Origin of the sequence: Clostridium neonatale, assembly GCF_001458595.1 — a bacterium.
GTDB lineage: Bacteria > Bacillota > Clostridia > Clostridiales > Clostridiaceae > Clostridium > Clostridium neonatale.
The window spans coordinates 1,648,846-1,673,300 of the sequence record NZ_LN890328.1; the positions used below are offsets into that span (position 1 = coordinate 1,648,846).

Sequence of the window (24,455 nt, forward strand, 5' to 3'; positions counted from 1 at the left end):
TGGGGTTACCTCAAATTTTATGATAATATTTTGAGGTAATCCCTAAACATTATTATAATAATGGTTTAAACAGTTTTTAATTATTTACTTACGTTGTTTAAATACTATTTTATTTAATGTATTCATCGTAAGTTTCTTTATTATATGGTGGTACTATTGATCCATCTTTAATCTTATCTTCTACACCTAAAGCTGCTTTATAAACTTCTGGATCCATATTTTTATTTTCAGTTGGTATTCCTACTGCATCTTCAGTTAATCCATAAGTATATGTCTTTCCACCTATTTTTTCACCATTCATAGCATCAGTAGAAAGTTTTTCAACAGCAACATTAACTAATTTTAAAGCTGAAGTTAATACATTATCTGGCGCTAAATAAGCTTGGTCACAATCAACACCAATTGCAAATTTATTATTTTCTTTTGCAGCTTCAATTACTCCAACACCAGCTCCTCCTGCAGCATGGAATACTATATCACATCCTGAAGAAAACATTTTATTAGCAATTGCTTTACCCTTTGAAGCATCCGAGAAGCTTTCTGCATATTGAACATCTACTTGAATGTCTTTTCCAAGCTCTTTTGCAGCATACAATACACCGGCTTCATATCCATATTGGAATTGGTCAATAATTGCACTATTTATTCCTCCAACAAATCCTACTTTATCAGTTTTTGTTGTTTTACCTGCAATATATCCAACTATAAATGATGGTTCTTGAGCTCTAAACATAACGCCTGTTACATTAGCCGGAGTTTCATCGCCATAAGAATTATCAACAATTGCATAGCTTACATCTGGATTTGTGCTTGCAGCCTTAAGTACTGCATCAGACATTGCAAATCCAATCCCCCAGATTAAATTATTTTCACTATCAACAACCTTGTCTAAGTTAGTTGCATAATCTGATTCTTGCTTTGATTCTAAGTAACTTACTTTGCACCCAGTATCTTTTTCAAAGTCTTGTAATCCTTTCCACGAAGATTGGTTAAAAGATTGGTCATTTACTCCACCAGTGTCTGTTACCATTGCAACTTTAAAGTTTGATTCGCTCTTTCCTGCATCTGAAGATTTATTGCCAGACCCGCACCCCACTAATGTTCCCATTAATATTCCTGACATCAATAATGCTGTAATTTTTTTCATAAAAATTCCCCCTAAGTATTAATAATATTTTTTTATTTTTATTTTGCTATTTCAAGAGCAATTTCCATCATTTGAGTAAAGCTGTTTTGTCTTTCCTCAGCTGAAAGTGATTCTCCTGTTAATGGACAATCTGAGATGGTTAATAAGCATAAGGCTTTCTTTCCTGCTTCAGCTGCATTCATGTATAAAGCAGCTGCTTCCATTTCTACTGCAAGTATTCCCATGCTGATCCACTTTTCATTTGCAGTTTTATCAGCACAATAAAATGTATCAGATGATAATATATTTCCTACAACAGCGTTTATATTCTTTTCTGCTGCTACATTAGCAGCATCTCTTACTAATTCATAACTTGCTATAGGCGCAAATGTTCCTGGAAGATTATATTGCATGGCATAATTTGAATTTGTAGATGCTCCTAAACCGATTACAACATCACGTAATTGAACCTTTTCTGATAAACTTCCTGCTGTACCTATACGTATAATATTCTCTACATTATAAAAATTAAATAATTCGTATGAGTAAATTCCTATTGAAGGCATTCCCATACCTCCACCCATAACAGAAATACGTTTTCCTTTATAAGTTCCAGTATATCCAAACATATTTCTTACAGTATTAAATTGAACAACATCCTCTAAGAAATTTTCTGCAATAAATTTTGCTCTTAACGGATCTCCTGGCATTAATACAGTATTCGCTATTTCTCCTAGTTTAGCTCCGACATGTGGAGTTGGTGTATTTGTCATGATTCTTTCCTCCTAAATGTAACTTTTACTAAATTATAATTTTAAGTTTATATTTAAACTTTCAAGTAAATGTTTACTTTAAAAGTATAAATAGCTTGTCCCCATTAGATTTTTGTGCTTCTTTAAATCAATAACTAACTCAGTTTTAAAGTTTTATTGTTTAAAGTGTACAATATTTTTTCTTTAAATATTTCTGACACTTTCTGTATAACTGGACCGCCTATAAATGCTGCAATTATTGTAACAGCACCTATCCTTCCTCCAAGTATAAAGCCCATTGTCAATGATGATAAATCACAAATCACCTTAGCTGTTTTATACTGAGAATTTATTTTGTCTCTAAGTATCATTGATATAGCTGTAAATGGATCTACCCCTATATTTACTGATATAAATATTCCAAGCCCTGTAAACAACATTGAGCAGCCTAAACCTGCAGTTAAAATTTTAATAATTAAAGTATTCTGCAGATTTAAAAGATTATAAAGCTCACTTCCTATTGAGACAAATGTTCCCATAGGTATTGTATATATGAATGTTCCAACATTTATATACTTTCTATTTATTAAAAATATTAATATTATAAGAGTATAATTTACTACATTGGTTACTAGTCCAAGCTTTTCTATTGGAAAGCCTAGACTACATCTTATCCCATCATATAATATGGCAACAGCATCGTTACCAAGCATTGCAGCTGAATTTAATGCAATTCCAAATCCTACAAGAGCAACACCTACTAGTCCTATAAGCATTTTTTTTATAGAATTTTTTTTATCAGGATTACTGATATTAACTTTCCTCTTTTTCATTAAATACATTCCTATCTTTAACTTTCAATTTACTATTACTTAAAAAGCTTAAATTAATTTTTCTAAAATAGATTTACCTATGCAATTTTCTGGCATTTTCAAATCAAAATTATTAGTTATTGTTGCGCCAATTGCTGCAAATCCTTCATTTACTTCCATAAGCCCATTTTTCTTCATAGATGGAGAATACGCTAAAAATGGAACATATTCACGTGTATGATCAGTACCTGTATATGTTGGATCATTTCCATGATCTGCAGTAATTATCAATAAATCATCCTCTTTTAGCTTATTTAATACTTTTCCTAAATTAGCATCGAATTTTTCTAATTCTTCTGCATATCCAACTGGATTTCTTCTATGTCCCCATAAAGCATCGAAATCAACTAGATTAACAAAACATAAACCTTTAAAATTTCTATCCATTATTTCTAATGTTTGTTCCATTCCATGAACAGAGCTTTTTGATTTATTGCTTTCTGTTATTCCTTCTCCATCAAAAATGTCACTTATTTTTCCAACAGATATTACATCATATCCATTTTCTTTAAGAACATTTAAAGCTGTTTTTCCATATGGTTTTAATGCATAATCATGTCTATTGCTTGTACGTTTAAAATCTCCTTTTTTACTTCCAACATAAGGTCTAGCTATTACTCTTCCAACTTTCCATTCATTCTTTAGTGTGAGTTTTCTAGCTATTTCACAGCATCTATAAAGCTCATCTAACCCAAAAGTCTCTTCGTGTCCACAAATTTGAAGTACTGAATCTGCTGAAGTATAAACTATCATATCACCAGTTTTCATTTGATGTTCTCCAAGTTCATCTAATATTTCAGTTCCACTGGCACTCTTATTACCAACTATCTTATGTCCTGTCTTATCTTCAAGTTCTTTCAAAAGTTCATCTGGAAAGCCTGTATCGGTAAAAGTTTGAAATGGTGTTGTAATTTTAAGCCCCATCATCTCCCAATGACCAGTCATTGTATCTTTACCTGTACTTGCTTCTTTCATTTTCATAAAATATCCTATGGGCTTTTCAACTGGACTTACACCTTTCATTGAGTGTAAATTTGCTAATCCCATCTTTTGCAGATTAGGAATTTTCAAATTATCAATTGATGCTGCAATATGTCCTAATGTATCTACTCCAATATCTCCATATTCTCTTGAATCATCCATTTCACCTATTCCAAGTGAATCTATAACAATTGTAAAAATTCTATTATATTTAGACATTAATTGTTCTACCTCCTATTTCCATACTCTTTATATTCAAACTTCTAATATTAAATTCTGTCTTTTATTTAAAATTGGCATATTTACCCTTGTTTTTTCTCCAATTATTTTTGTATTATCCTATTACAAATCATCTTTTCCAAAAGCATATGGGAGTAATTCTTTTATATTGGTAACCTTTTGCATTTTGCGGTTTGATAAAATTATTGGTGTTTCTTTCTCTATAAGTTCATCCAATACTTGCCTACATGCGCCACAAGGAGTTGCTAGAGTTTTTCCTTCACATACAATTGCTATGGCTTCAATATTTTCTTTTCTATAACCATTTGAATATGTTTGGAATATTGCATTTCTTTCAGCACAATTTGTTAATCCATAAGATGCATTTTCAATGTTTGCACCTATAAAATGCTTTCCATCTGTAGTTAAAACACATGCTCCAACTCTATAATTTGAATATGGAACATATGCATTTTCTAATGCATTAAAAGCTTTTTCGATAATTTCTTCATACATTGTCCATACCTCTTTTCTAATATGCTTTTTAATTTAATGCTTTACTTTGTTTCTTTATCAGTTTTTATTAAATTTCTAAGTCCTTCTATTGCAGTTTTTACTGCTAAATCAGTATCGTGTATTTGTATATTTTCAAGTCCTGCTTTTTCACGTTCTTGATTTGCAATCACTAAAAATACTGAACCTACTCGTACTTTTCTATAACTTCCAACAACAAAAAGTGCTGCTGATTCCATTTCTGATGCAAGACATCCACATCTTAACCAAGCATTCCACTTATTACTTAATTCATAGCCTACAGGTTTTGTTTCTGGTGAATGTTGTCCATAAAATGAATCTTTGCATTGTACAACACCAACATGGTAATTTTTATTTAATCCTTCTGCTGCTTTAATTAAAGAATTCACAACTTTATAATTTGCCACAGCAGGAAATTCAATTGGCGCATATTCCTTACTTGTTCCTTCCATTCTTATTGCACCTGTAGCAATGACTAAATCCCCACCTTTTACATCTATATCCATACCACCACATGTCCCTATTCTTATAAAAGTATGAGCTCCACAATTAGCTAATTCTTCAAGTGCTATTGCCGCAGATGGGCCACCTATTCCTGTAGATGTTACACTTACTTTAGTTCCATCTAAATAACCTGTATAAGTTACATATTCTCTGTTATCAGCAACTAATTCAGGATCATCAAAGTATGATGCTATCTTTTTACATCTTTTAGGGTCACCAGGTAATATTACATATTCCCCCACATCACTTTGTCCAACGTTAATATGATATTGCTTACTTGGATCTTCTGAGTAATTCATATTTACATCTCCTTTAATAGATTACGTTTACAACTTGTTTATTTTATTGTTTCTTGTCTACACATAAATAGTAGCACATACAGGTTTTGTATGTCAATCCATAATTATAAAAAATAGAAAAAATCTTTTTTCTAATCATTTGAATCCATATTTTTAGCCATTTCTATCAGTTATATAAAAAAATAACACTATCAAAATCCAAATATTCATATTATAATTATAAATATAAACGAGTATTTTACTTGTCTAGACAAGTACATGTTAATTTTATAAAAAACATATACTTACAGAAAGGTGTGCTATAGATGAATAGTTTCAATTTAATTGGAAAACCCAAAGAATTACGATATGTAACTGTATATAACAAATTGTTTAAAATGATAACTGAAGGATTTTTTCCTGAAGATAGTAGATTACCATCTGAACCCGAACTAGCAAAATCATTAGGAATAAGTAGAACAACATTAAGACAAGCACTTGCATTATTACAAGATGATGGATTAATAAAAAACATACGTGGAAAAGGGAACTTTATAGTTAAATCTACACCAAATAAAAATGTTGGTTTAGAAAAAATGACACATCCTGTACATAAATGCATGAATGATGATATTGATGATATTGAAATTAAAACTCACATAGAACCATCAAATGAATATTTTAATAAACTACTTGAAACAAAAACAGTAGCTGTAGTTATAGTTGATAGGTGGTATAAATCGCAAGGCAATACAATAGCTTATTCATTTTCTGTATTGCCAATAGAGACTATTTCAAAATATAACTTAGATTTAAATGATTCAAACACAATATTAGAGTTTTTAGAAACTCATATATACAGTATAGCAAGTAATATCATGCTAGAAATTAAATTTTCAGCAGCTGGCAACTTTGCAGCTAAATCACATCCAATCTTATCTGATCATGAATTTTCGTTATTACAAGAAACAGTTTTTGAAAATGATAGTTCGCCTATTGTTTCTACCAAACACTATCTTCCTATAAAATTAAGTTCATTAAAAATAAATATTACTCGATAAAAAATACCAGAAGAAGTACATAAAAATACCTTCTATCTGGTATTTTTAATAGTAAAACTAATTCATTTTAGTACCCAAAATTGAAGCTAGTGTTGCATTTTCAATGTCTTATCTAAATCACGAATTTAACTTTTCACTTAACACAATTATTTACAAAAAAATAAACAGCCATTAAGACTGCTTATTTTTAAATATTATAATTAATCCCATTCTATAATTAATATTTTTAATTCTCCCTCTTTTAAAGATACTTTATATCCATTTGTAATAAGCCAAGCCGCTAAATCAGTAATAATATTCTTTCTTACTTCATCTCTTTTGCTTATTGCAAAAACTGCGGAGACTTTATTTAAACCTGCTTGTTTACTTTGTTCTATGTTTCTTAAAATAATGTTTTTATTCTCATTTAGGTTTTCTTCATATTCCCCCACAAAATTACCTCCTGTTAAATTTCTAACACTAAATATAGTTAGTCATGGTTTGATTACTATATATTATGATTTAGAGATTTAACATATAACTAAAAAAGTTATTTTTTTATAGGATTAATTTTTATTTTACAAAGTATTCTTCATCTTTATTTAAGTTAATTCCTCTGTGTTCTACTGCCGTTGAAAATACAATTTGTGTTTCTGTGTTTCCAAACTTTTGTATTTCATTAATAAATGCATCTAGTTCTTCTGTTGTATGATACGCCACCTTAATAAGCATAGAATATTTTCCTGTGACACAGTTACATTCCAATACATTGGGACATGATTTTATAAATGGATAGAAATCTGGCTTTTGTTTCGGTGACACTTCTAAATTAATAAATGCTTTTATATTATATCCTAGTTTAATGGGATTAATATTCGCTGTATATCCAGTTATAATTCCAGCTTCTTGTAGCTTTTCTATACGTGATGACACTGCTGGTGTAGATAAGAATACCTCTTCTGCTAAGTGTTTGAGTGGAAAACGTGCATTCTTTTGTAATAATTCAATAATCTTTAAATCAATTTTGTCCATGATTAATTCCCCCCTTTTTAATAAAAAAAGCGCATCAATATAAACTATTGATACGCATCTTTGCGAAATATAAAATTGTGTTTAATGTTCAGATTTAATTTTATAAATAACTTTTCAAAACTTATTTATAAAAATTAACTTTGACACTGTTCTATATTTATATAATAAAGTCTTTACACATTTTTTTCAAGTTTTTTTTACTTATTTATAAAAAAATTAACAGCAATGATTTTTATATAATCCATAACAAATCTATCAAATCTTTATTTTATTAAATGAAATTCCTTAGTTACCATATATATCAGATATATTTTATTTCTATTTTTAAGCAATATCGAATATTAACTATTATTTTAGTATTAATATTCGTATTTATATTCTAAAGTTATTTTATTTTTTATTTAAAATTATTAAAGTTTATTAAATTATTTTTATGGTTTTATTCATAATTACTTTGAATATATTTACATCAATTTCAAACAATGCTAATCTTCAATTGTCAGATGAAAACAAAATAAATTATTGATTTTTATTTAGATTTAAGAAAATATAAATATTAGTTAGAAAAGAGGATTTATTATGAAAATAAGAAAAGAATATGATTCAATAGGTAGTTTGAATGTCCCAGAAAATGCTTATTATGGAGTTCAATCATTAAGAGCAAGTAAAAATTTTTCTATAACCAATAAAAGACTGCATCCAAAATTTATAATAAGCCTTGCAGAAATAAAAAAAGCTTGTGCCATAACAAACAGAAATGCTAGTCTTCTAGACTCCTCATTAGCAACTGCAATTATAAATGCATGTGATGAAATAATAAGTGGAAAACTTCATGATGAATTTATTGTAGATGCAATTCAAGGAGGTGCCGGAACATCTTCAAACATGAATGCAAATGAAGTTATAGCAAATCGTGCAATTGAACTCCTTGGCGGCTGCAAAGGTGATTATTCAATTATTCATCCAAATGATCATGTGAATATGGCTCAATCTACTAATGATGTTTTTCCAACAGCTGGTAAACTCACAGTTTTAAAATTACTTCCAGATGCAATAAATGAACTTCAACGTTTATATAATGCTTTAGAATTAAAATCCTTAGAATTTAATAATATAATTAAAATGGGTCGTACTCAACTTCAAGATGCTGTTCCAATAAGACTTGGTCAATCATTTCATGCTTTTGCATCAGTTATCAAGCGTGATATTAACAGGCTTACAAAAGCCAAAGAAGAAATGCTTATAGTTAATATTGGTGCTACAGCCATTGGAACTTCAATAAATGTAAGTTCTGAATATTTATATAATATAGAAAATAACTTGAAGAAAGTAACTGGTTTAGATATAAGACAAGCATCTGATTTAATTGATGCAACTCAAAATCTTGATGGATTTGTAAGTGTCTCAGGAATATTAAAGACTTGCGCTGTTGATCTTTCTAAAATAGCCAATGATTTAAGATTATTATCAAGCGGTCCTAAGACTGGAATTGGTGAAATTTCTTTGCCAGCAATGCAAAATGGTTCATCAATTATGCCAGGTAAAATAAATCCTGTTATTCCAGAGGTAGTATCACAAGTTGCTTTCAATATAATAGGAAACGACTTTACAATTACAATGGCAGCTGAATCTGGACAATTAGAATTAAATGCATTTGAACCAGTATTATTCTATAACTTATTTGAATCAATAGAAACATTAACAAATGCTGTAATGACTTTTGTAGATAATTGCGTTTCTGGAATTACCGCTAATGAAGATAGATGTAAGGAACTTTTAGAAAGCAGTGTTGGAATTACTACTGCACTTTGTCCTTACATTGGTTATAAGGAATCTTCTTATATTGCAAAAACTGCATTAAAAACTGGAAAGACAGTTAAAGAAATTGTTCTTGAAGAGGAGCTTTTAACAAAAGATCAAATTGAAGAAATATTAGATCCAGTGTCAATGACACAAGTAAAAATATCTTCTGCAGAAAAAGCTATTACAGTAGAAGAAAAATACGCCATATAATGAAGTTGTATTTTAAAGTATTTAGTTACTTTAAAATACCCCTCTAATTAATAAATTGAGGTTATATTAAAACTGACTAATCATTTTAATATAGCCTCAAATTAATATAACCTCAAAAATTTATAAATCAACTTAATTTATTTTACTTTGTATCATATTATATAAATAAATTGATAATGTTCCTAATATTATCCCTATAACAGCGCCACTTGCCACATCTGACGGATAATGTACATATAAGTATAATCTTGAGAATCCTATTAATGTACTTAAAATAACTGCACATATTCCAGCCTTTTTATTCATATAGTAAAGAACTACAGCAGGCGCAAAAGAACACATGGTGTGTCCAGATGGAAACGAATAATCTAAAGGTTCTTTTATAAGAAGTCCATCAATTAATGGCTTAGAATTAAACGGTCTTATTCTTGCAACTAATGGCTTTAATGTTAAATTACCAACTATAGCGCATAACAATAATGCTATAAACAACATTATTCCATACTTTCTATATCTTTTACTTATCAAAAGACATATACCTATAATAATCCATATTATTGACATGTTTCCAAGAGAAGTTATAAAAACCATGATCTTATCTAATAATGTATTCTTAATGTTTTCCTGTATAAAATTTAAAATAGAAAAATCTATTCGCGTTATGGCATCAAACAAACAATATCACTCTTTCTTATATTCTAGTATGCATAAGTCTAATTTCCATTAACCTCTGTAAGACTTATAAATTTTTCTATGTCATTTTCAATTGTTTTTAATGAAGATCTCCAGAAATCTATATTATTTATATTAATATTCATAGATTTCGCTACATCTTCTAAATTATTCTTTCCAGTAATTGAAAGTAACTTTTCATAATCTGAAGAAAAACTACTTCCTTTTTTTAAGTATTCTGCATATAATCCTCTAGCAAATAATAATCCAAATGCATACGGAAAATTATAATAATTATAATCAGCATCATAATAATGCGGTTTCCATGCCCACATATATGGATGTAAATAATTATTATCAAGACCATCTCCATAAGCTTCTTTTTGAGCTTTAATCATAAGTTCTTTTATTTCTTCAACAGTTAAAGAACTTTCCTTTCTCTTATGAAAAACTGACTTTTCAAATAAAAATCTTGAATATATATCTACTATAACTTGCGTACAATCACTTATTTCTGTTTCCAAAATTGTAAGCGCTTCTTCTTTAGTTGCCTCTTTTAATGCTGCTTTTTTTATTATTGTTTCGCAAAATGTTGAAGCTGTTTCAGCTATTGGCATTGGGTAATCGGAGTTTAATGTACTTTCATCATTTAAACATTCCCCATGAAAACCATGACCAAGCTCATGAGCAAGCGTAACAACATCACCAAAATTTCCTCCAAAGTTAAGTAAAAATCTGCTTTCCTTTAAGAAATGTATGTTTTCACAAAAAGCACCACCAACTTTTCCTTCCTTCGGCATAACATCTATCCAGCTATTATAAATAGCTTTATGTGCAAAATCTCCCAAATTATCACTAAAGGTTCTAAAATTCTTTTCTACAAATTTACATGCTTCTTCATAACTAAACTTCATATCAGCTTTACTAACTGGTGCATATAAATCATAAAAAGGTAATCCATTCTTATATCCTAAAACTTCACCTTTTCTTCTTAAATACTTTCTAAATATAGGTAGATTTTCTTTAATGGCATCAAGCATTGCATTTAATGATTGTTCACTTAAACGAGATTGTTTTAAAGTCATGTAAAGTGGTGATTCATATCCACGTAAATTAGAAATTGCGATTACTTCTCCTTTTATACCATTTAAAGCAGCTGCAACACCTTCTTCAACTTTTTTATATGATGCTATTTCAGCTTCATATGCTTTTTTTCTAATTTCTTCATTATCATCATAAGCCATGTTTAAAACAACTGTTAAAGGAAGACTTTCCTTTTTTCCGTCTTTATCAATATCCACCATTAAATTAGATATTAAATTATCCTTTAGCTTTGACCACGCATTAGATCCAGTGTTTTTCATACTTGCAATTATTTTTTCTTCTTTATTGGTAAGTAAATACTTACTTTCTTCAACTATTTCCTTTAAAATATATTCATGTTCTTTAAGTAATCCTGATTTATTAATAAGGTCATCTATATTTTTTATATTACTAATATATCTCTTTATCTTTGTCTCACTTTCAACAATTTCAGTTAATTCATTATCTAATATATCACTATACTTTAATGCTTCGGTGTTCTTTGTATTTACACTTAAGCTCAAGTTTACATATATGCTTAATTTATATGATAAATCTTTAAATGTAGTAAACTTCTTTATATAACTTTCAAGATTATCTATATCACTGTACTTTTCTAATTCACAGCTATAATCATTTATTTCATTTATCATATCCTTTAATTTTAGTATATCTTTTTTGAACTCATCACATTCAAATGATGTATAAAGTTCTTTTAAACTCCAATTTAAATTCATTTTTATTCCTCCAATTTTATATTTTTTAAATTATTTGATTATTATAATTTGCTTACAAAAATTTTCTATATTGTATATTTATTATTATAATTATATAATATAGAAAACAACTGTTAAAGAGGGGGTATTTTATGTATAAAATGAAAGATGAATTTAAAACAAATATTGAAATTATTGATCAGCAACACGAAAAACTATTTGAAATAACTAATGAAGCTTACATGCTACTAACTAATAATTTTAAACTCGATAAATATGATGAAATAGTAGGCATCCTTGAATCTTTAAAGGATTATACCCAATTTCATTTTGAAACTGAAGAAAAATATATGGAGAGTATAAATTATAAAAGGCTATTTAGTCATAAAATAGAGCATGATTCTTTCATAAATAAACTAGAGAATCTTGACTTAACTCATATTGATTCAAATCAAGATGTCTCAATTAAAGAACTATTGCAATTTCTTAATGACTGGCTAATAGATCATATACTTCAAAATGATAAACTTATTGGGGAATCTTAGTTTTATATTCTTTATGCTATACATAGCAAATCAATAAGTAAATTTATTACTATTTCCTAACTTTTTTAATTTTTAACCTTTTACTTTTACAATATACCAGATAAAATGTTTTAAAGAACAAACTTCAAAAAAGAACTGGGATTTATAAATCTCAAATCCTTGATTTTTTAAATACCAGTTTCAATCAAAATATAATAATTACATCAAATCCTTATATAAATATAAGACTTACATAAACAACTAAATAAATCCTAATAGCTCTAATATCTTCTCACCTATATTTCTTTCTTTCCCTTTATAAGGATAACAATGAATATGAATTGCAGGATTAAAATTTAATTCTATTATTCCATAATTAGAATCTTCTTTTCTATAATCTTCGATTATCATATCAACACCACATACTTTCGCTCCTACTTTTTGTGTTGCCTGAACTGCTATTTTCTTATATTTATCTAAAATATCATCTGTAAAATCTATGCTATCTCCACCTGTGCTTATATTAGAATTTTCTCTCAAGTATACAATTTCCTCTTTCTTAGGAATATAGTCAAAGTTTTTATTTTGCAGTCTTAAAAAGGTCTTTTCAATATCACCTAAATTTATTTTTTCAAGCGGTGTTCTGTATTTATATCCCCTCAAAGAATCTTTATTTTTTTCTTCAACTAGTTCTTTTATATTATGAATTCCATCACCTTTAACATTAGCTGGCACTCTATGAAGTATTCCACAGACTTCATCACCTATCACTAAAAATCTAAATTCCATTCCCTTTATAAATTCTTCTACAAGAACAGTATTATCACTAGAAAATGCTATTTTTAAAGCTTTAATTATATCATCTTTATTACTACCTTCTTTGAAAATACTTATTCCAATACCAAAATTAGTTGATTTAGGTTTTATAACTATGGGTTTATTTATAAAATTATCTAAATGGTCTAATGCCTCATTTATAGAATGGAATTCATATCCACTTGGCACTTTTATATTATTATCTTTTAGAACCTTTTTGGTTACACTTTTATTTTCCATAATAAGAACTGTAACATAATTATCCTTTGAGGTTTTTGTAGCTTGTTTTACATACTCTCTTCGTCCATCAAACTCTAAAGATATAAAGTTTTCAGCCCTATCAATAACCTGAGGCGAAATCCCCTTCTTTATTGCTTCCTTCATTAATATCTGAGTAGATAACTCTAAATCTTCATATCCCTCTAAGTTAAATCTTTTTTCAAAAGCTTCATGTTTATACATTTCTGATAATATCATGTTTGAATTTATATATCCTTTTTCTTTAATGTTTTGCTTTATTTTATAAGCTGTAGTATTTTTATGGTTTAAAATTTTATTATATATTTCTTTTAATACTTGTTCTTTACCTAAACCTAAGATTGAATTCATATTTGATATTTCATCTAATATTTCTAATGCATAATTTTCTTTAGTAATGTCTTTTCCGTTCTTTTTAAGAATTATATTGTTCATTCCAAATAAACTTATCTTATCAGCATTTTCCAATGCCTCTTCCTGCCAAAGATCATATTGTTCTTCATCTTTTATAAGTGCAAACAAATTAAATAATTGTAGAAAATATAAATCATCTAGGCTTATTCCACTCTTTTCAAATGGATTTATGTCTATACTTCTAAATTCCAAATAATTTATTCCATCATGTTCTAATGAATTTAATAAATTCTTTTCATCCTTTGCCTTAAGCCTTATAGACGAATACAATTCCTTATAACTGCGAATATATTGATCATTTATATATGATTTTAAACTATTTACATATGCATTAACACTATCATAACTTGGATATAAATTTTCTTTATTTCTATATCCATATTTACTATTTCTATAAGATATTATGCTATCGCAATATTCTTCTTTTATACATGCCTCATCATCTATACTGTTTCCAAGCAAATAAATTAAGAGCCATCTATATCTTATAAAATTTCTTGCAACCTTTAAATAAATTTCATCTCTAAATTTTTTATAGTCACCGTTTATATTTAGCTTTTTTGACTCATATAATTTTTTTATTATATTTTCATCAAAAGAAAAATTATAATGAATTCCACAAATAAGCTGTTTTCTTCCTCCATATGTTTTTATAAGACTCTTTCTATATTCAGCGGCTCTCTTTCCTTCCTCACTGTCATCATAAGTTCCTATTGGTATTTCATCATTATTTTCTATTAAGCAAGGCATAGATTGTGGCCATAAATATTCATCACCAATTTCCACTGAAACAATATCATATAAGATATTTAAAAAATTATGAACTTCCTTCATATTATCTAAAGGAGGAGTTACCATTTCTATCTGGCTTTCTGAAAAATCAATTGTTATATATTTATTTTTCAGTTTATTACCAAACCCTTTGGGATGTGTCTTTTTTGAAAGCTTTCCATCATTATTTACTCTTAATGTTTCCCTTTCTATGCCATACTTTCCTTTTAATAATTCCCCACTTTTAAATAAATCTTTTAATATTTCTATCATTAAATTTACACCTCCTCAATTCTTTAATAATTTCTAGATTAATTATCATATTTTTTTATTCTTCTTTGCATATAGGCTCCTTCACATTCTTTTTATTATTGTCGCAAAATAATTGTTTTAATGACTCTATTAATTCTATACATTTTTTTGAACTTAATTTATAATAATTCCAAGTTCCTTTTTTGTTACATTCAACTAAACCACAATCCATTAACACCTTCATATGGTGTGATAATGTTGGCTGAGTAATATCAAAATTTTTTAATATTTCACATGCACATTTTTCATTACATGATAAAATCTCTATTATCTCAAGTCTGTTTTGATCACTTAAAGCTTTAAAAATTCTCATTTTATCTTCATAATCTAAACTCATTAAATATCCCTCCTAAATATAGATGATCATCTATATTCAATATAAGTATAGATAATCATCTATATTGTGTCAAGAATCTTTTTCCATTATTCATTTATTTAATAATTTTTTATTCTTTAGGAAATTATATTCAGGGATAATCTGTGGATAAGTTATTTTTAAAAATATTGCAATAAACTAAATGCATAGTTCCTAAAGAATAAAAAATAAATTATATGCGCCTGGCCTTTTCGCAGGCTCGCTCAGAAAATCCAGAGTGCGCTGAAAAAAATCGACGGCTTAAAGGATTACGTTTTATAAAAACTATGTATTCTATTGGATTTATATTTTTATAGAAGACTATATCATAGTCGCCTTGGCGATTTTTTTATAATTGTATTTTTATAAATGAAATATTATACTAAAATAATACTTACTACATGACTTTAGGAGGACATCAAATGCGGAAATTACTTAGCCAAATGCGTCAAGCAATAAATGATTATAACTTAATAGAAAATGGTGATAAGATTGCTGTTGGTTTATCTGGCGGTAAAGATAGCCTAACACTCCTTCATCTTTTAAATGAATATAAAAAATTTTCACCAGAGGATTTTGAACTTATAGCAATTACTTTAAATCCTGGTAAAGTCGATAATTTACCACTTCATAAATTATGTAAAGATTTAAATATAGAATTTCATGAAATTCAAACAGATATACAAGAAATTGTATTTGATATAAAAAAAGAAAAGAATCCATGCTCTCTTTGTGCCAAACTTCGTCGTGGAATTTTACATAGCACAGCAAAAGGACTTGGCTGTAATAAAGTTGCTTTAGGTCATCATAAAGATGATGCAATAGAAACCCTTATGCTTTCATTATGTTATGAAGGCAGGATTAACTGTTTTTCACCTAAAACATTAATGGATAAAGATACAATAACATTAATTCGTCCTATGGTTTATATTGCAGAAGCCAGCATAAAAAATGTAGCAAAAAAATATAATTTTCCTATAATAACAAACCCATGTCCTGCTGATAAAAAAACTAAACGAGAAGATATAAAAAATTTAATTCATGAGCTAGATGGAAGAATGCCTGGCTTTAAGAAAAACTTATTTGGTGCATTAACTAACTCAAAAGAACTTTTTATTTGGGATAAAGAAGAAATCAAAAAGCAATAATAAATTTGAAAGGCTTGGTGGCTATCTATTATGAAAGTTTTATTCTTAAAAATCACTTTAAGGGCTTCATATGTTCATTCTTTAAAAGAAAAGAGAATGATAATAAGAAGTATAACTCAGCGATTGAAAAATAAATTTAATATATCCATAGCAGAATGTGATACTCAAGATATTCATACAATAATAAACATAGGTATTGTAAGCTTATGTGAATCTTCATCACAAGTTGATTCAAAAGCTGAAGATATAATTAACTTTATTGAATGTAATACAGATGCCGAAATCATAAATATAGAAAAAGATGAAGATATATTTTAAAATGATTATTAAAATTTAATAATGGACGTACTATCAGAGTTTAGTGGATAACAACCAAAATTCAATATATGATATGTTCGATTGTATGGAAATTTTATTTCGATTATTTCACCTTAAACTCAGTACGTCCCTATATTATTTACTATCATTATTATACATTTTAAACAAGTAATATATATTGGTAAATGATATTATTAAGTTTACTATTGCTACAGGATATGATTTTATTATAAATCCATATACAGTGAACAATATTGCTCCAGATAAATTAATAAGCCTAAGTTTGACTATATCTTTCATAAACATTGATATTCCAATTAATATGGAGGCCAGATATCCCACATATTCAATCCATGCTACATTATTCATAAATACACCTCTTCTTTATTTATTATCTTTAGTTTGTGATTTTAAGATGATTTTATCCTAAGTGTAAATATATAATATATTCATCACATGAAATATCTTTATTCATATATTAATATATAATAATATCTTGGAGCTCAAACTATGAAATATATAAATGGAGTACTTTCAAAATTTAGAGGAGAAAAAACAAAAACACTCTTTACAACATCTGAAGCACGTGAAATAGCACATAAATTAAACATTGACTTTTCTAAAGAGAAATTTGATCTGAACCAATTTACAATGGGACTTAATGTTGAATTAGAACATGGAACTAAATTTCCTAATACTAATGTAACTAATGATGATCCAATATTAACTGGTAAAATCGCTTTGGCACATTTAATGGAATTTCCTGACTATTATACTAGATTAAAAAAATTAGAAAGCGAAGCATCTGCTTATTGGAAAACAAAATAAGAAGTTTTTAATAATATAAAAGTAAATACAATAAATAATATAGATACCTAGTTGTTTATAATTAAATATTTGTGTCTATAATCTAAACAGACATAATATATTCTAAACCTCAAAAAGGAGATAACTAAATTAATAGTTGTCTCCATTTTATTATGTAATAAATTATACCTCATTATTGCTATCTCCTTAAAATTATTTCAATTCAGATAATTTAAATAAATTTTACTTTTATGTTATATAATTTCTTTTAATTTATAATCTTTAAATATAAAATAAAAGTCGGCTAAAGAAATTAATCTCTAACCGGCTTTTATTGTCTTCTAAGATTCTATAGGTTGTATTAAAGTTAAATTTTGAGTAATTTTTGTAATTACATTATATATCAAATTTATACAATATAACATATTTTTGAACACATTTTAACACTTTTAACAAATTGTTCATTACTATATTTTTAATTATATACTTTTGGAAATTGAGGCTTTTGAATTTCATTATAATAATATTTCCAATAAATCTTCAGGTTTACTAACTATATACGAAGCCCTAGCCTGTGTAAGTTCAACAACATCGCCATATCCATAAAGAACACCTATAGCTTTAATATTATTTTCCTTAGCCCCTATAATGTCGTGTTCTCTATCCCCTATCATTATAACTTGTGATAAATTTAAAACTTCATTATCATTTAATGTGTTTCTAAAATTATCTAATGCATATTTAATTACATCACCTTTTTTTACTCTTGTTTCTTCAAAATCAGCTCCTGCAATTATAGTAAAATATTTGTCCACATTAAAATGTTCTAATATTTTCTTTGCATGAACTTCTGGCTTTGATGTTGCCACAATTAATTCTTTACCACTCTTCTTTAGAGCCTTTAATACATCAACAATACCATCATATAGTGAGTTTTCAAACATTCCTTTTTCTTCATAGTATTCTCTAAATACTTTAATGCCTTCTGTTGCCTTTTCTTCATCAAAATTATAAAACTTCATATAAGAATCCCTTAGTGGAGGACCAACAAACTTCTTTAATTCATTAATATCTTCTACATTTATTCCAAAATGCTTTAATGCATATTGAACAGCTTTTGTTATTCCTTCTCCTGAATCAGTTATTGTTCCATCTAAATCAAATAATATATACTTAAAATTATTCATGATATATTCCTCCATAAACTTATGTCTTTAAGTATTATATCATGAATTTCCTATTTATTAATATCATATATTAAACTACTTTTGATTCTTAAACAAACTAATCCCACTTAAAATGCAAATTAATATTAAACAAAATAATTCAATCCAATTCATTACATTCCAAAAATCTCCTCCAAGTACTATGCTTGGAGAAGTATTAAATTCATCTACATATATGCCAAGATTGCAAAATAGTTTTAATGAAATTATCAAAGAAAAAATGCCTAATATAAATATAATCATATTAAAAAACTTATCCTTCAAGATTATAATTCTCCTTCTCTTACTGAAAATAAATCCACTTTAATTCTTTTCTATACTTTTATATGCATTATATTTAGCAATATTAAAGCTCTGCCATTTATTATTATTTTCTAATCTTTTTTCATATTTATATAACATATAATCTGCATCTGAATCATATTTTCCCATTTCTAACAATGGTTTAACAGCTGATACACTAAGGCTATCAAATGAATTTATGGTATCTACATTTTTTTCTATATATAAATTAGCATTATATCTACCTATTACATAATCTATATTGCAGTAATTTAATCCAATAAACATAGCAACAAAAATAATAAATACATTTTTTAATAAGTTAAATTTTTTTGAATATATTTTTATACAAATACATACCAAAATAACTGAAAGTAATATTAAAAACCACGCTGTATATATTCTTAAAATTGTTAAACCATAAGCACTAATATATAATATCATTTTGGAAAGTGCAGAAATAACAAGAAACAAAGTGAATATCGTAATAAAAGTCATATATATATTCAAGACCTTTTTCTTTTTTATACTTTTTTTATCTTTTACAAACAAATCTAATAAAACCACAAAAGCCACATTAATCATTGTTAAAGGAATGCATTCAAAAAATCCTCTTCGCGCATATTCAGAGAATGTATAATCTTTAGGTAATATTCCTTGAAAAGCAGAAATAAAATATGTCAATTGTGAAAAGCAAAATAAAATATATATAGCACATATTATTGATATAACTGTAATTGCAATTGTAAAATCTAATATCTCTAAATTATAATTATCACTTTTCAATATTTTTTCTTTTTCATAATGAGTAATTCCATAAATAAAACTATACATAGGGAAAAATATCATAAATAATGTTATTAATCTTCGTAATATTTTTGTAAATACTTTAAAGTTTATATTCATAAAAATGTTCTCTATTATTCCTGTAAATGCAGCATCACTTCTCATTAATAGCGGAACAATTATTATAGTCATGAACAATCCAATGAACAGCCCTAAAGATACCTTAAAAATACGATTCGCTTTTTCTTTAGATATGCTTTTAAAATCTTTTATAACATTCATACACTTAAAAATATTTACAAATGGATACAACATCCCTACTTCATATATATTAATGAACCATTTTAATGAATATTTTTCACATGAATTTATACTATAAATATCTGCTGTATTTAATATAATTAAGATCCATAAAAATAAAATATTTAATATTTTTAAAACTAAATTATCAAATAATAGAAAACAGAAACCTGCCATTATTATAGGAAGAAATAACATATTTTCTTTTATATCAATTTTTATATTTTTCCTTTTAGCCTGAAGAAAAATAAATACATAATAAATAACTATATATAAAGGAACTGCTATTCCAAATCCACCAAATAAAAATAACTCGTTTATTGACACTGCTAATATTAATGTCCAAAATAATATAGTCTTTTCATTATATTCCACAACCATCACTCCTCTTTCACATATTCAAGCAAGTCTCCTGGCTGACACTCTAACGTTTCGCATAATGCTTCAAGTGTTGAAAATCTTATTGCCTTACCTTTGTTATTTTTTAATATAGAAAGATTTGCTAGTGTTATTCCAACTTTTTCAGATAATTCATTCATGCTCATTTTTCTTTTTGCTAGCATTACATCCAAATTAACTATTATAGCCACATCCATCCCCCTCTCTATATTGTCAATTCATTTTCTGTCTGTATTTCAACTGCAAGTTCTACCAATTTGAACAATATTGCTGACACAAGTGATATCATAAACGCTCCAATTGTAATTGTAAAAACGCCTAATGTTAATGCCATAAAAATGCACATGTATATATAACATATAAAAATTCCAAGTGAACATATGCTTATAACCTTTAAACTTGATACACTACTTTGGGAGAATGGAGTTCTATTAATAATATTCTTACATAGCTTAAGTGTCATAAATAAAATTGCCAATGCTAATACTCCTGTAATATATAAAATTATTGATAATTCCGTATGATTTACTAGTGAATAGAATGTACTACCCTTAAATATTATAGGAATTATTTTAGGAAGTCCTATAAGAAGAATTAACATTATTATAATTCCAACAAAAACCACCCCATATAGTGCTCTACTTAATATATTTGCTTTCATATCCATTAAAAATCACCTCTTCCACATTATAGTTTATACAATTATGTTTTTCAATAGTTTTTTATCGAAAAACAATAAAATTTTATTGAAACATGATATTTTATAGAGGTACTATACAATTTAAATATAGGATGTACTAAGTTTAGAGTAAAATAACCGAAATAAAGCTCTCAAATTCGGCTCGCTTGCTACAAAAATGAAGCTAAGAATTCAAACATGCAGACATTGTACCCACAAATGTTTGCTCCAAGGCATATAATGCTTAGTGAGGTACGAACTTAGCAGTATAGCCCATCTTCATCTCCCGATGAAGATGTTTCCTTTAATATACCTTGGACAAACAATTGTGGAACAAGTCTACATGAAGAATTCTAAAGCTTCCTTTTTGAATGCAAGTCTCCGCCGAACATGAGAGCTTTATTTCTTTGTTTTATCTGAACTCATAGTATCAACATTATTGCTCTAAATAAATATATTTTTAAATTAAGGAATAGTTATTTATACATGTTAAGAATTTAAAAAGATAATATTTTATTATTAAAAAAATATTATCAATTTATAAATATCAGAATATAAATTCTTACGAATTTACTTATTTATTGAAGAATACACACACAGCTTTTTGCAGCTCCATAAATTATTAAAATTGATTGAAAGCTATATTTTTAGGCATGGACTATTCCTAAAAACATAAATTAGATGTCTATTATTTTAGAGAAAAACAAAGAAATTCAATATATGAATATGCGTAGTATTGTATTGAAAATTTGAGTTATTAAATTCTTAGACAGAGGCTGTTCCAAAATTGTTTGTCAAACACTTGTTGTTGGAGCAAACATTTTTGGGCACAGCCTCTGTCTGTAGAATTTTCAACTCAAATTTTCCTACAATACGAGCATATCATATATTGAATTTCGGGTGTTATCCTCTAAACTTTGTACGTCCCTTATTTATGTTGTACAGAATCACCTTATTATAATTTATTAATATTTTATTGCCTTCTTTAATAAATTAGTTGAATCTTCTATTGATAATTCTTTTGCATAAGAAATTTCTTCAATTAGAGAATCTTTAACATTTTTTAAAACCTGCTTTTCTGCTGCATTTAATTTACTATTTATTTTAACTTGAGTTAAATCATATATAACCTCTAGAGTACCTCTTAGCGATCCTGATTTTACCCTTTCTGAATTAGCAGCCATTCGCTCTTTTGATGTATATTCCTTATATTCATTCTTCTCTGACATAGCATTATTAATACTTTCCAATCCTCTATCTATAGCCTCTGAATCACTTACTAATCTAAGGTTTGATACATAAGCTCTACTAACTGGTAAACTTAATATCATAGTATTATTAAAAATTTTTATTTTATAATAATCTTGCTTTTCACCTTTAAATTCTCTTTTTTCAATGTCACTTATTACCCCTATTCCTTGGCTTGGATAAACCACCTTATCTCCAATGTTAAACAAAAAAATCTCCTCCTAAATTGCATGATATATCTATTATATCATATTTAGATTTTTTTTGCTAATTTTTAATTTTATCACGCTGATTTATTATAGTCAATATTTTTTATTATATATTTACTATTCAATTTAAACTGAATAATTATTGTATATATTTAAACTTAGGTCTAAACAAAAATACTAATTCTCTTATTAAATTTCAATATATATATTCCAATAAATAATCTGTATGCAATTTAAGAAATCTTAAAAATATTTCAACAGTAGTTGCCAATTGTATATTGTAAATTGTTAATTAGAACTTATATATTATATAAACTTAAAATCTATAATTATATATATGTTGCAATTACTTTTCTACATTTTATATGCTGGTATTTACTTATCCTGTAAACATCTTAAACGAAATTTTATTATCTCAACATATATAAAAAGAAATATGAATATTTCGAAACTAATATAAATATTCATATTTCTTAAAATAATTTTTAAAAGCACTTTTTTAAAAGATTCTTAAAATTATACTATAAACACATTTCTAAAATTTTGCGTACGTCACCTTCATTTAATGGAACATAAGCATAAGCTAAACCACCATGCGAAACAGCAGCTTTTGCCATATTATCAAAATATGTTTCATCTATGTTAAGTTCTTCTAATGTCATAGGAATACCACAGTCTTTAAAGAATTTTTCTGTTGCATCTATTGCTTCATTAGCAAGAGCAAACTTATCTTCCTTAATAGGCATATGCCATACATTTACTGCATATTCAACAAATTTATCTAATGTATTTTCACTTAAAATATATCTCATCCATCTTGGAGTTACTATGGCAAGACCAACACCATGTGTTATGTCATAAAATGCACTTAATTCATGTTCTATAGGATGACAGCTCCAAGCCCCTTCTTTTCCACTTCCACAAAGTCCATTAAGTGCCATTGAACTAGCCCACATTAAATTTGCACGTGCTTCGTAATTTTCAGGATCTTTCAAAGCTATAGGACAATACTTAATACAAGTTTGTAATAATCCTTCTGCAAATTTATCTTGAACGAAAGCATCAGTTGTTTTACTAAAATATTCTTCAAATACGTGTGACATAATATCAGCAGTTCCAGCTGCTGTTTGAATACTTGGTAATGTGTATAAATATTCTGGATCACAAATAGAAGTTTTAGGTATCATATTCCATGAAGATGTACCTAATTTTTCATTGGTATCCATTTTAGATATAACAGCAAATTGATCCATTTCTGAACCTGTTGCTGCCATTGTTAAAACTGTTACTATTGGAAGTACCTTATCTATTTTTGATGGTTCTTTCACTAAGTCCCAAGTATCACCTTCATAACTTACTCCTGCTGCAACGACTTTTGAACAATCAATTGTGCTACCACCACCTACTGCTAATACAACATCTATATTGTTTTCTCTGCAGAGCTCAACACCACGTCTTACTGTTTCAATTCTTGGGTTTGGTTCAATACCATCTAGCTCTACTATATTAAAGTCCTTTAATAGCTCCTTTATTGTTTTATAAATGCCATTTCTTTTTATACTTCCACCACCATAAGCTAAAAGCACATTTTTACCATATCCTTTTAATACCTCTGGAAGATTGGAGATTTGTCCTTTACCAAATAGCATCTCAGTATAAGCATTAAATTTAAAATTAACCATTTCTATTCCTCCCATTTTATATAATAATATTCTTTATAAATATAGTATAACTCTTAAAGGTATATCCAGGTCAATATAAATATGCTATATATTTGAAAT

The 24,455-nt window shown here is 27.3% G+C and carries 26 protein-coding genes; 6 read left to right on the top strand and 20 right to left on the bottom strand.

All coding sequences use genetic code 11. The features are described 5' to 3' along the window. Positions 1–109 precede the first annotated feature (109 nt). The 6 genes from BN2920_RS14385 to udp all read right to left on the bottom strand — a co-directional run bounded on the left by BN2920_RS14385 (position 110) and on the right by udp (position 5,287). The gene (locus BN2920_RS14385; RefSeq protein ID WP_058295681.1) at positions 110–1,147 is read right to left on the bottom strand and encodes a BMP family ABC transporter substrate-binding protein; all 1,038 of its coding nucleotides are present in this window, start codon (positions 1,145–1,147) and stop codon (positions 110–112) included. Between the two features lie 38 nt (positions 1,148–1,185). Beyond that, complete coding sequence (gene deoD / locus BN2920_RS14390) at positions 1,186–1,899, bottom strand: purine-nucleoside phosphorylase (RefSeq protein WP_058295682.1); 714 nt, start codon at positions 1,897–1,899, stop codon at positions 1,186–1,188. 134 nt (positions 1,900–2,033) lie between these two features. After that, the gene (locus BN2920_RS14395) at positions 2,034–2,711 is read right to left on the bottom strand and encodes a YczE/YyaS/YitT family protein (RefSeq protein ID WP_058295683.1); all 678 of its coding nucleotides are present in this window, start codon (positions 2,709–2,711) and stop codon (positions 2,034–2,036) included. 48 nt (positions 2,712–2,759) lie between these two features. Beyond that, entirely contained in the window at positions 2,760–3,950 is a 1,191-nt protein-coding gene (locus BN2920_RS14400) for a phosphopentomutase (protein ID WP_058295684.1), read from the bottom strand. Between the two features lie 123 nt (positions 3,951–4,073). Further along, positions 4,074–4,466, bottom strand: coding sequence for a cytidine deaminase (cdd, locus tag BN2920_RS14405; RefSeq protein WP_058295685.1), 393 nt, complete (start codon positions 4,464–4,466; stop codon positions 4,074–4,076). 41 nt (positions 4,467–4,507) lie between these two features. After that, positions 4,508–5,287 carry a uridine phosphorylase gene (gene udp, locus BN2920_RS14410; protein WP_058295686.1) on the bottom strand — a complete coding sequence of 260 codons (780 nt, stop codon included), beginning with the start codon at positions 5,285–5,287 and terminating at the stop codon, positions 4,508–4,510. A gap of 305 nt (positions 5,288–5,592) precedes the next feature. Here udp and BN2920_RS14415 point away from each other — a divergent pair, with 305 nt between their 5' ends. Further along, a complete protein-coding gene (locus tag BN2920_RS14415; RefSeq protein WP_058295687.1) occupies positions 5,593–6,327 on the top strand; it encodes a GntR family transcriptional regulator in 735 nt (244 codons plus the stop codon). Positions 6,328–6,527: 200 nt separating this feature from the next. On the opposite strand, the gene BN2920_RS14420 is transcribed toward BN2920_RS14415, so the two are convergent. Beyond that, complete coding sequence (locus BN2920_RS14420) at positions 6,528–6,758, bottom strand: hypothetical protein (RefSeq protein ID WP_058295688.1); 231 nt, start codon at positions 6,756–6,758, stop codon at positions 6,528–6,530. A gap of 121 nt (positions 6,759–6,879) precedes the next feature. Then, positions 6,880–7,338, bottom strand: a complete 459-nt coding sequence (locus BN2920_RS14425; RefSeq protein WP_058295689.1) for an Lrp/AsnC family transcriptional regulator — start codon at positions 7,336–7,338, stop codon at positions 6,880–6,882. A 579-nt stretch (positions 7,339–7,917) separates the two neighbouring features. Between BN2920_RS14425 and BN2920_RS14430 the strand changes: the two genes are divergently transcribed. Then, positions 7,918–9,351: an aspartate ammonia-lyase gene (locus tag BN2920_RS14430; protein WP_058295690.1), complete on the top strand. Its 1,434-nt coding sequence runs from the start codon at positions 7,918–7,920 to the stop codon at positions 9,349–9,351. A 132-nt stretch (positions 9,352–9,483) separates the two neighbouring features. On the opposite strand, the gene BN2920_RS14435 is transcribed toward BN2920_RS14430, so the two are convergent. Together BN2920_RS14435 and BN2920_RS14440 are read right to left on the bottom strand one after the other, a co-directional pair. Continuing rightward, entirely contained in the window at positions 9,484–10,026 is a 543-nt protein-coding gene (locus tag BN2920_RS14435; RefSeq protein ID WP_058295691.1) for a phosphatase PAP2 family protein, read from the bottom strand. A 38-nt stretch (positions 10,027–10,064) separates the two neighbouring features. Next, complete coding sequence (locus tag BN2920_RS14440; protein WP_058295692.1) at positions 10,065–11,843, bottom strand: M3 family oligoendopeptidase; 1,779 nt, start codon at positions 11,841–11,843, stop codon at positions 10,065–10,067. 131 nt (positions 11,844–11,974) lie between these two features. Between BN2920_RS14440 and BN2920_RS14445 the strand changes: the two genes are divergently transcribed. Further along, positions 11,975–12,367: a bacteriohemerythrin gene (locus BN2920_RS14445; RefSeq protein WP_058295693.1), complete on the top strand. Its 393-nt coding sequence runs from the start codon at positions 11,975–11,977 to the stop codon at positions 12,365–12,367. A gap of 240 nt (positions 12,368–12,607) precedes the next feature. On the opposite strand, the gene gshAB is transcribed toward BN2920_RS14445, so the two are convergent. Both gshAB and BN2920_RS14455 read right to left on the bottom strand, forming a co-directional pair. Then, complete coding sequence (gene gshAB, locus BN2920_RS14450; RefSeq protein ID WP_058295694.1) at positions 12,608–14,878, bottom strand: bifunctional glutamate--cysteine ligase GshA/glutathione synthetase GshB; 2,271 nt, start codon at positions 14,876–14,878, stop codon at positions 12,608–12,610. 55 nt (positions 14,879–14,933) lie between these two features. Next, entirely contained in the window at positions 14,934–15,254 is a 321-nt protein-coding gene (locus BN2920_RS14455) for an ArsR/SmtB family transcription factor (protein ID WP_058295695.1), read from the bottom strand. A 440-nt stretch (positions 15,255–15,694) separates the two neighbouring features. Between BN2920_RS14455 and BN2920_RS14460 the strand changes: the two genes are divergently transcribed. Both BN2920_RS14460 and BN2920_RS14465 read left to right on the top strand, forming a co-directional pair. Further along, positions 15,695–16,420, top strand: a complete 726-nt coding sequence (locus BN2920_RS14460; protein WP_058295696.1) for a tRNA 2-thiocytidine biosynthesis TtcA family protein — start codon at positions 15,695–15,697, stop codon at positions 16,418–16,420. Positions 16,421–16,450: 30 nt separating this feature from the next. Next, complete coding sequence (locus tag BN2920_RS14465) at positions 16,451–16,738, top strand: DUF503 domain-containing protein (RefSeq protein WP_058295697.1); 288 nt, start codon at positions 16,451–16,453, stop codon at positions 16,736–16,738. A gap of 135 nt (positions 16,739–16,873) precedes the next feature. On the opposite strand, the gene BN2920_RS14470 is transcribed toward BN2920_RS14465, so the two are convergent. After that, the gene (locus BN2920_RS14470; protein WP_058295698.1) at positions 16,874–17,107 is read right to left on the bottom strand and encodes a YgjV family protein; all 234 of its coding nucleotides are present in this window, start codon (positions 17,105–17,107) and stop codon (positions 16,874–16,876) included. A 141-nt stretch (positions 17,108–17,248) separates the two neighbouring features. On the opposite strand from BN2920_RS14470, the gene BN2920_RS14475 reads away from it, so the two are divergent. After that, entirely contained in the window at positions 17,249–17,566 is a 318-nt protein-coding gene (locus BN2920_RS14475; RefSeq protein WP_058295699.1) for a DUF5661 family protein, read from the top strand. Positions 17,567–18,060: 494 nt separating this feature from the next. Here the strand turns inward: BN2920_RS14475 and BN2920_RS14480 are convergent, their stop codons facing one another. The 7 genes from BN2920_RS14480 to BN2920_RS14510 all read right to left on the bottom strand — a co-directional run bounded on the left by BN2920_RS14480 (position 18,061) and on the right by BN2920_RS14510 (position 24,356). After that, positions 18,061–18,735 carry an HAD family hydrolase gene (locus BN2920_RS14480; protein WP_058296928.1) on the bottom strand — a complete coding sequence of 225 codons (675 nt, stop codon included), beginning with the start codon at positions 18,733–18,735 and terminating at the stop codon, positions 18,061–18,063. Between the two features lie 72 nt (positions 18,736–18,807). Beyond that, on the bottom strand, positions 18,808–19,035 hold the full coding sequence (locus BN2920_RS14485; RefSeq protein ID WP_058295700.1) for a hypothetical protein: 228 nt from the start codon (positions 19,033–19,035) through the stop codon (positions 18,808–18,810). Between the two features lie 39 nt (positions 19,036–19,074). Continuing rightward, a complete protein-coding gene (locus BN2920_RS14490; protein WP_172437813.1) occupies positions 19,075–20,514 on the bottom strand; it encodes a DUF4153 domain-containing protein in 1,440 nt (479 codons plus the stop codon). A 5-nt stretch (positions 20,515–20,519) separates the two neighbouring features. Beyond that, positions 20,520–20,729, bottom strand: coding sequence for a helix-turn-helix domain-containing protein (locus BN2920_RS14495; protein ID WP_058295702.1), 210 nt, complete (start codon positions 20,727–20,729; stop codon positions 20,520–20,522). Positions 20,730–20,743: 14 nt separating this feature from the next. After that, a complete protein-coding gene (locus BN2920_RS14500; protein ID WP_058295703.1) occupies positions 20,744–21,205 on the bottom strand; it encodes a DUF2975 domain-containing protein in 462 nt (153 codons plus the stop codon). 977 nt (positions 21,206–22,182) lie between these two features. Then, on the bottom strand, positions 22,183–22,674 hold the full coding sequence (locus BN2920_RS14505; protein ID WP_058295704.1) for a CarD family transcriptional regulator: 492 nt from the start codon (positions 22,672–22,674) through the stop codon (positions 22,183–22,185). A 521-nt stretch (positions 22,675–23,195) separates the two neighbouring features. Further along, a complete protein-coding gene (locus BN2920_RS14510) occupies positions 23,196–24,356 on the bottom strand; it encodes an iron-containing alcohol dehydrogenase (RefSeq protein ID WP_058295705.1) in 1,161 nt (386 codons plus the stop codon). Positions 24,357–24,455: the final 99 nt, after the last annotated feature.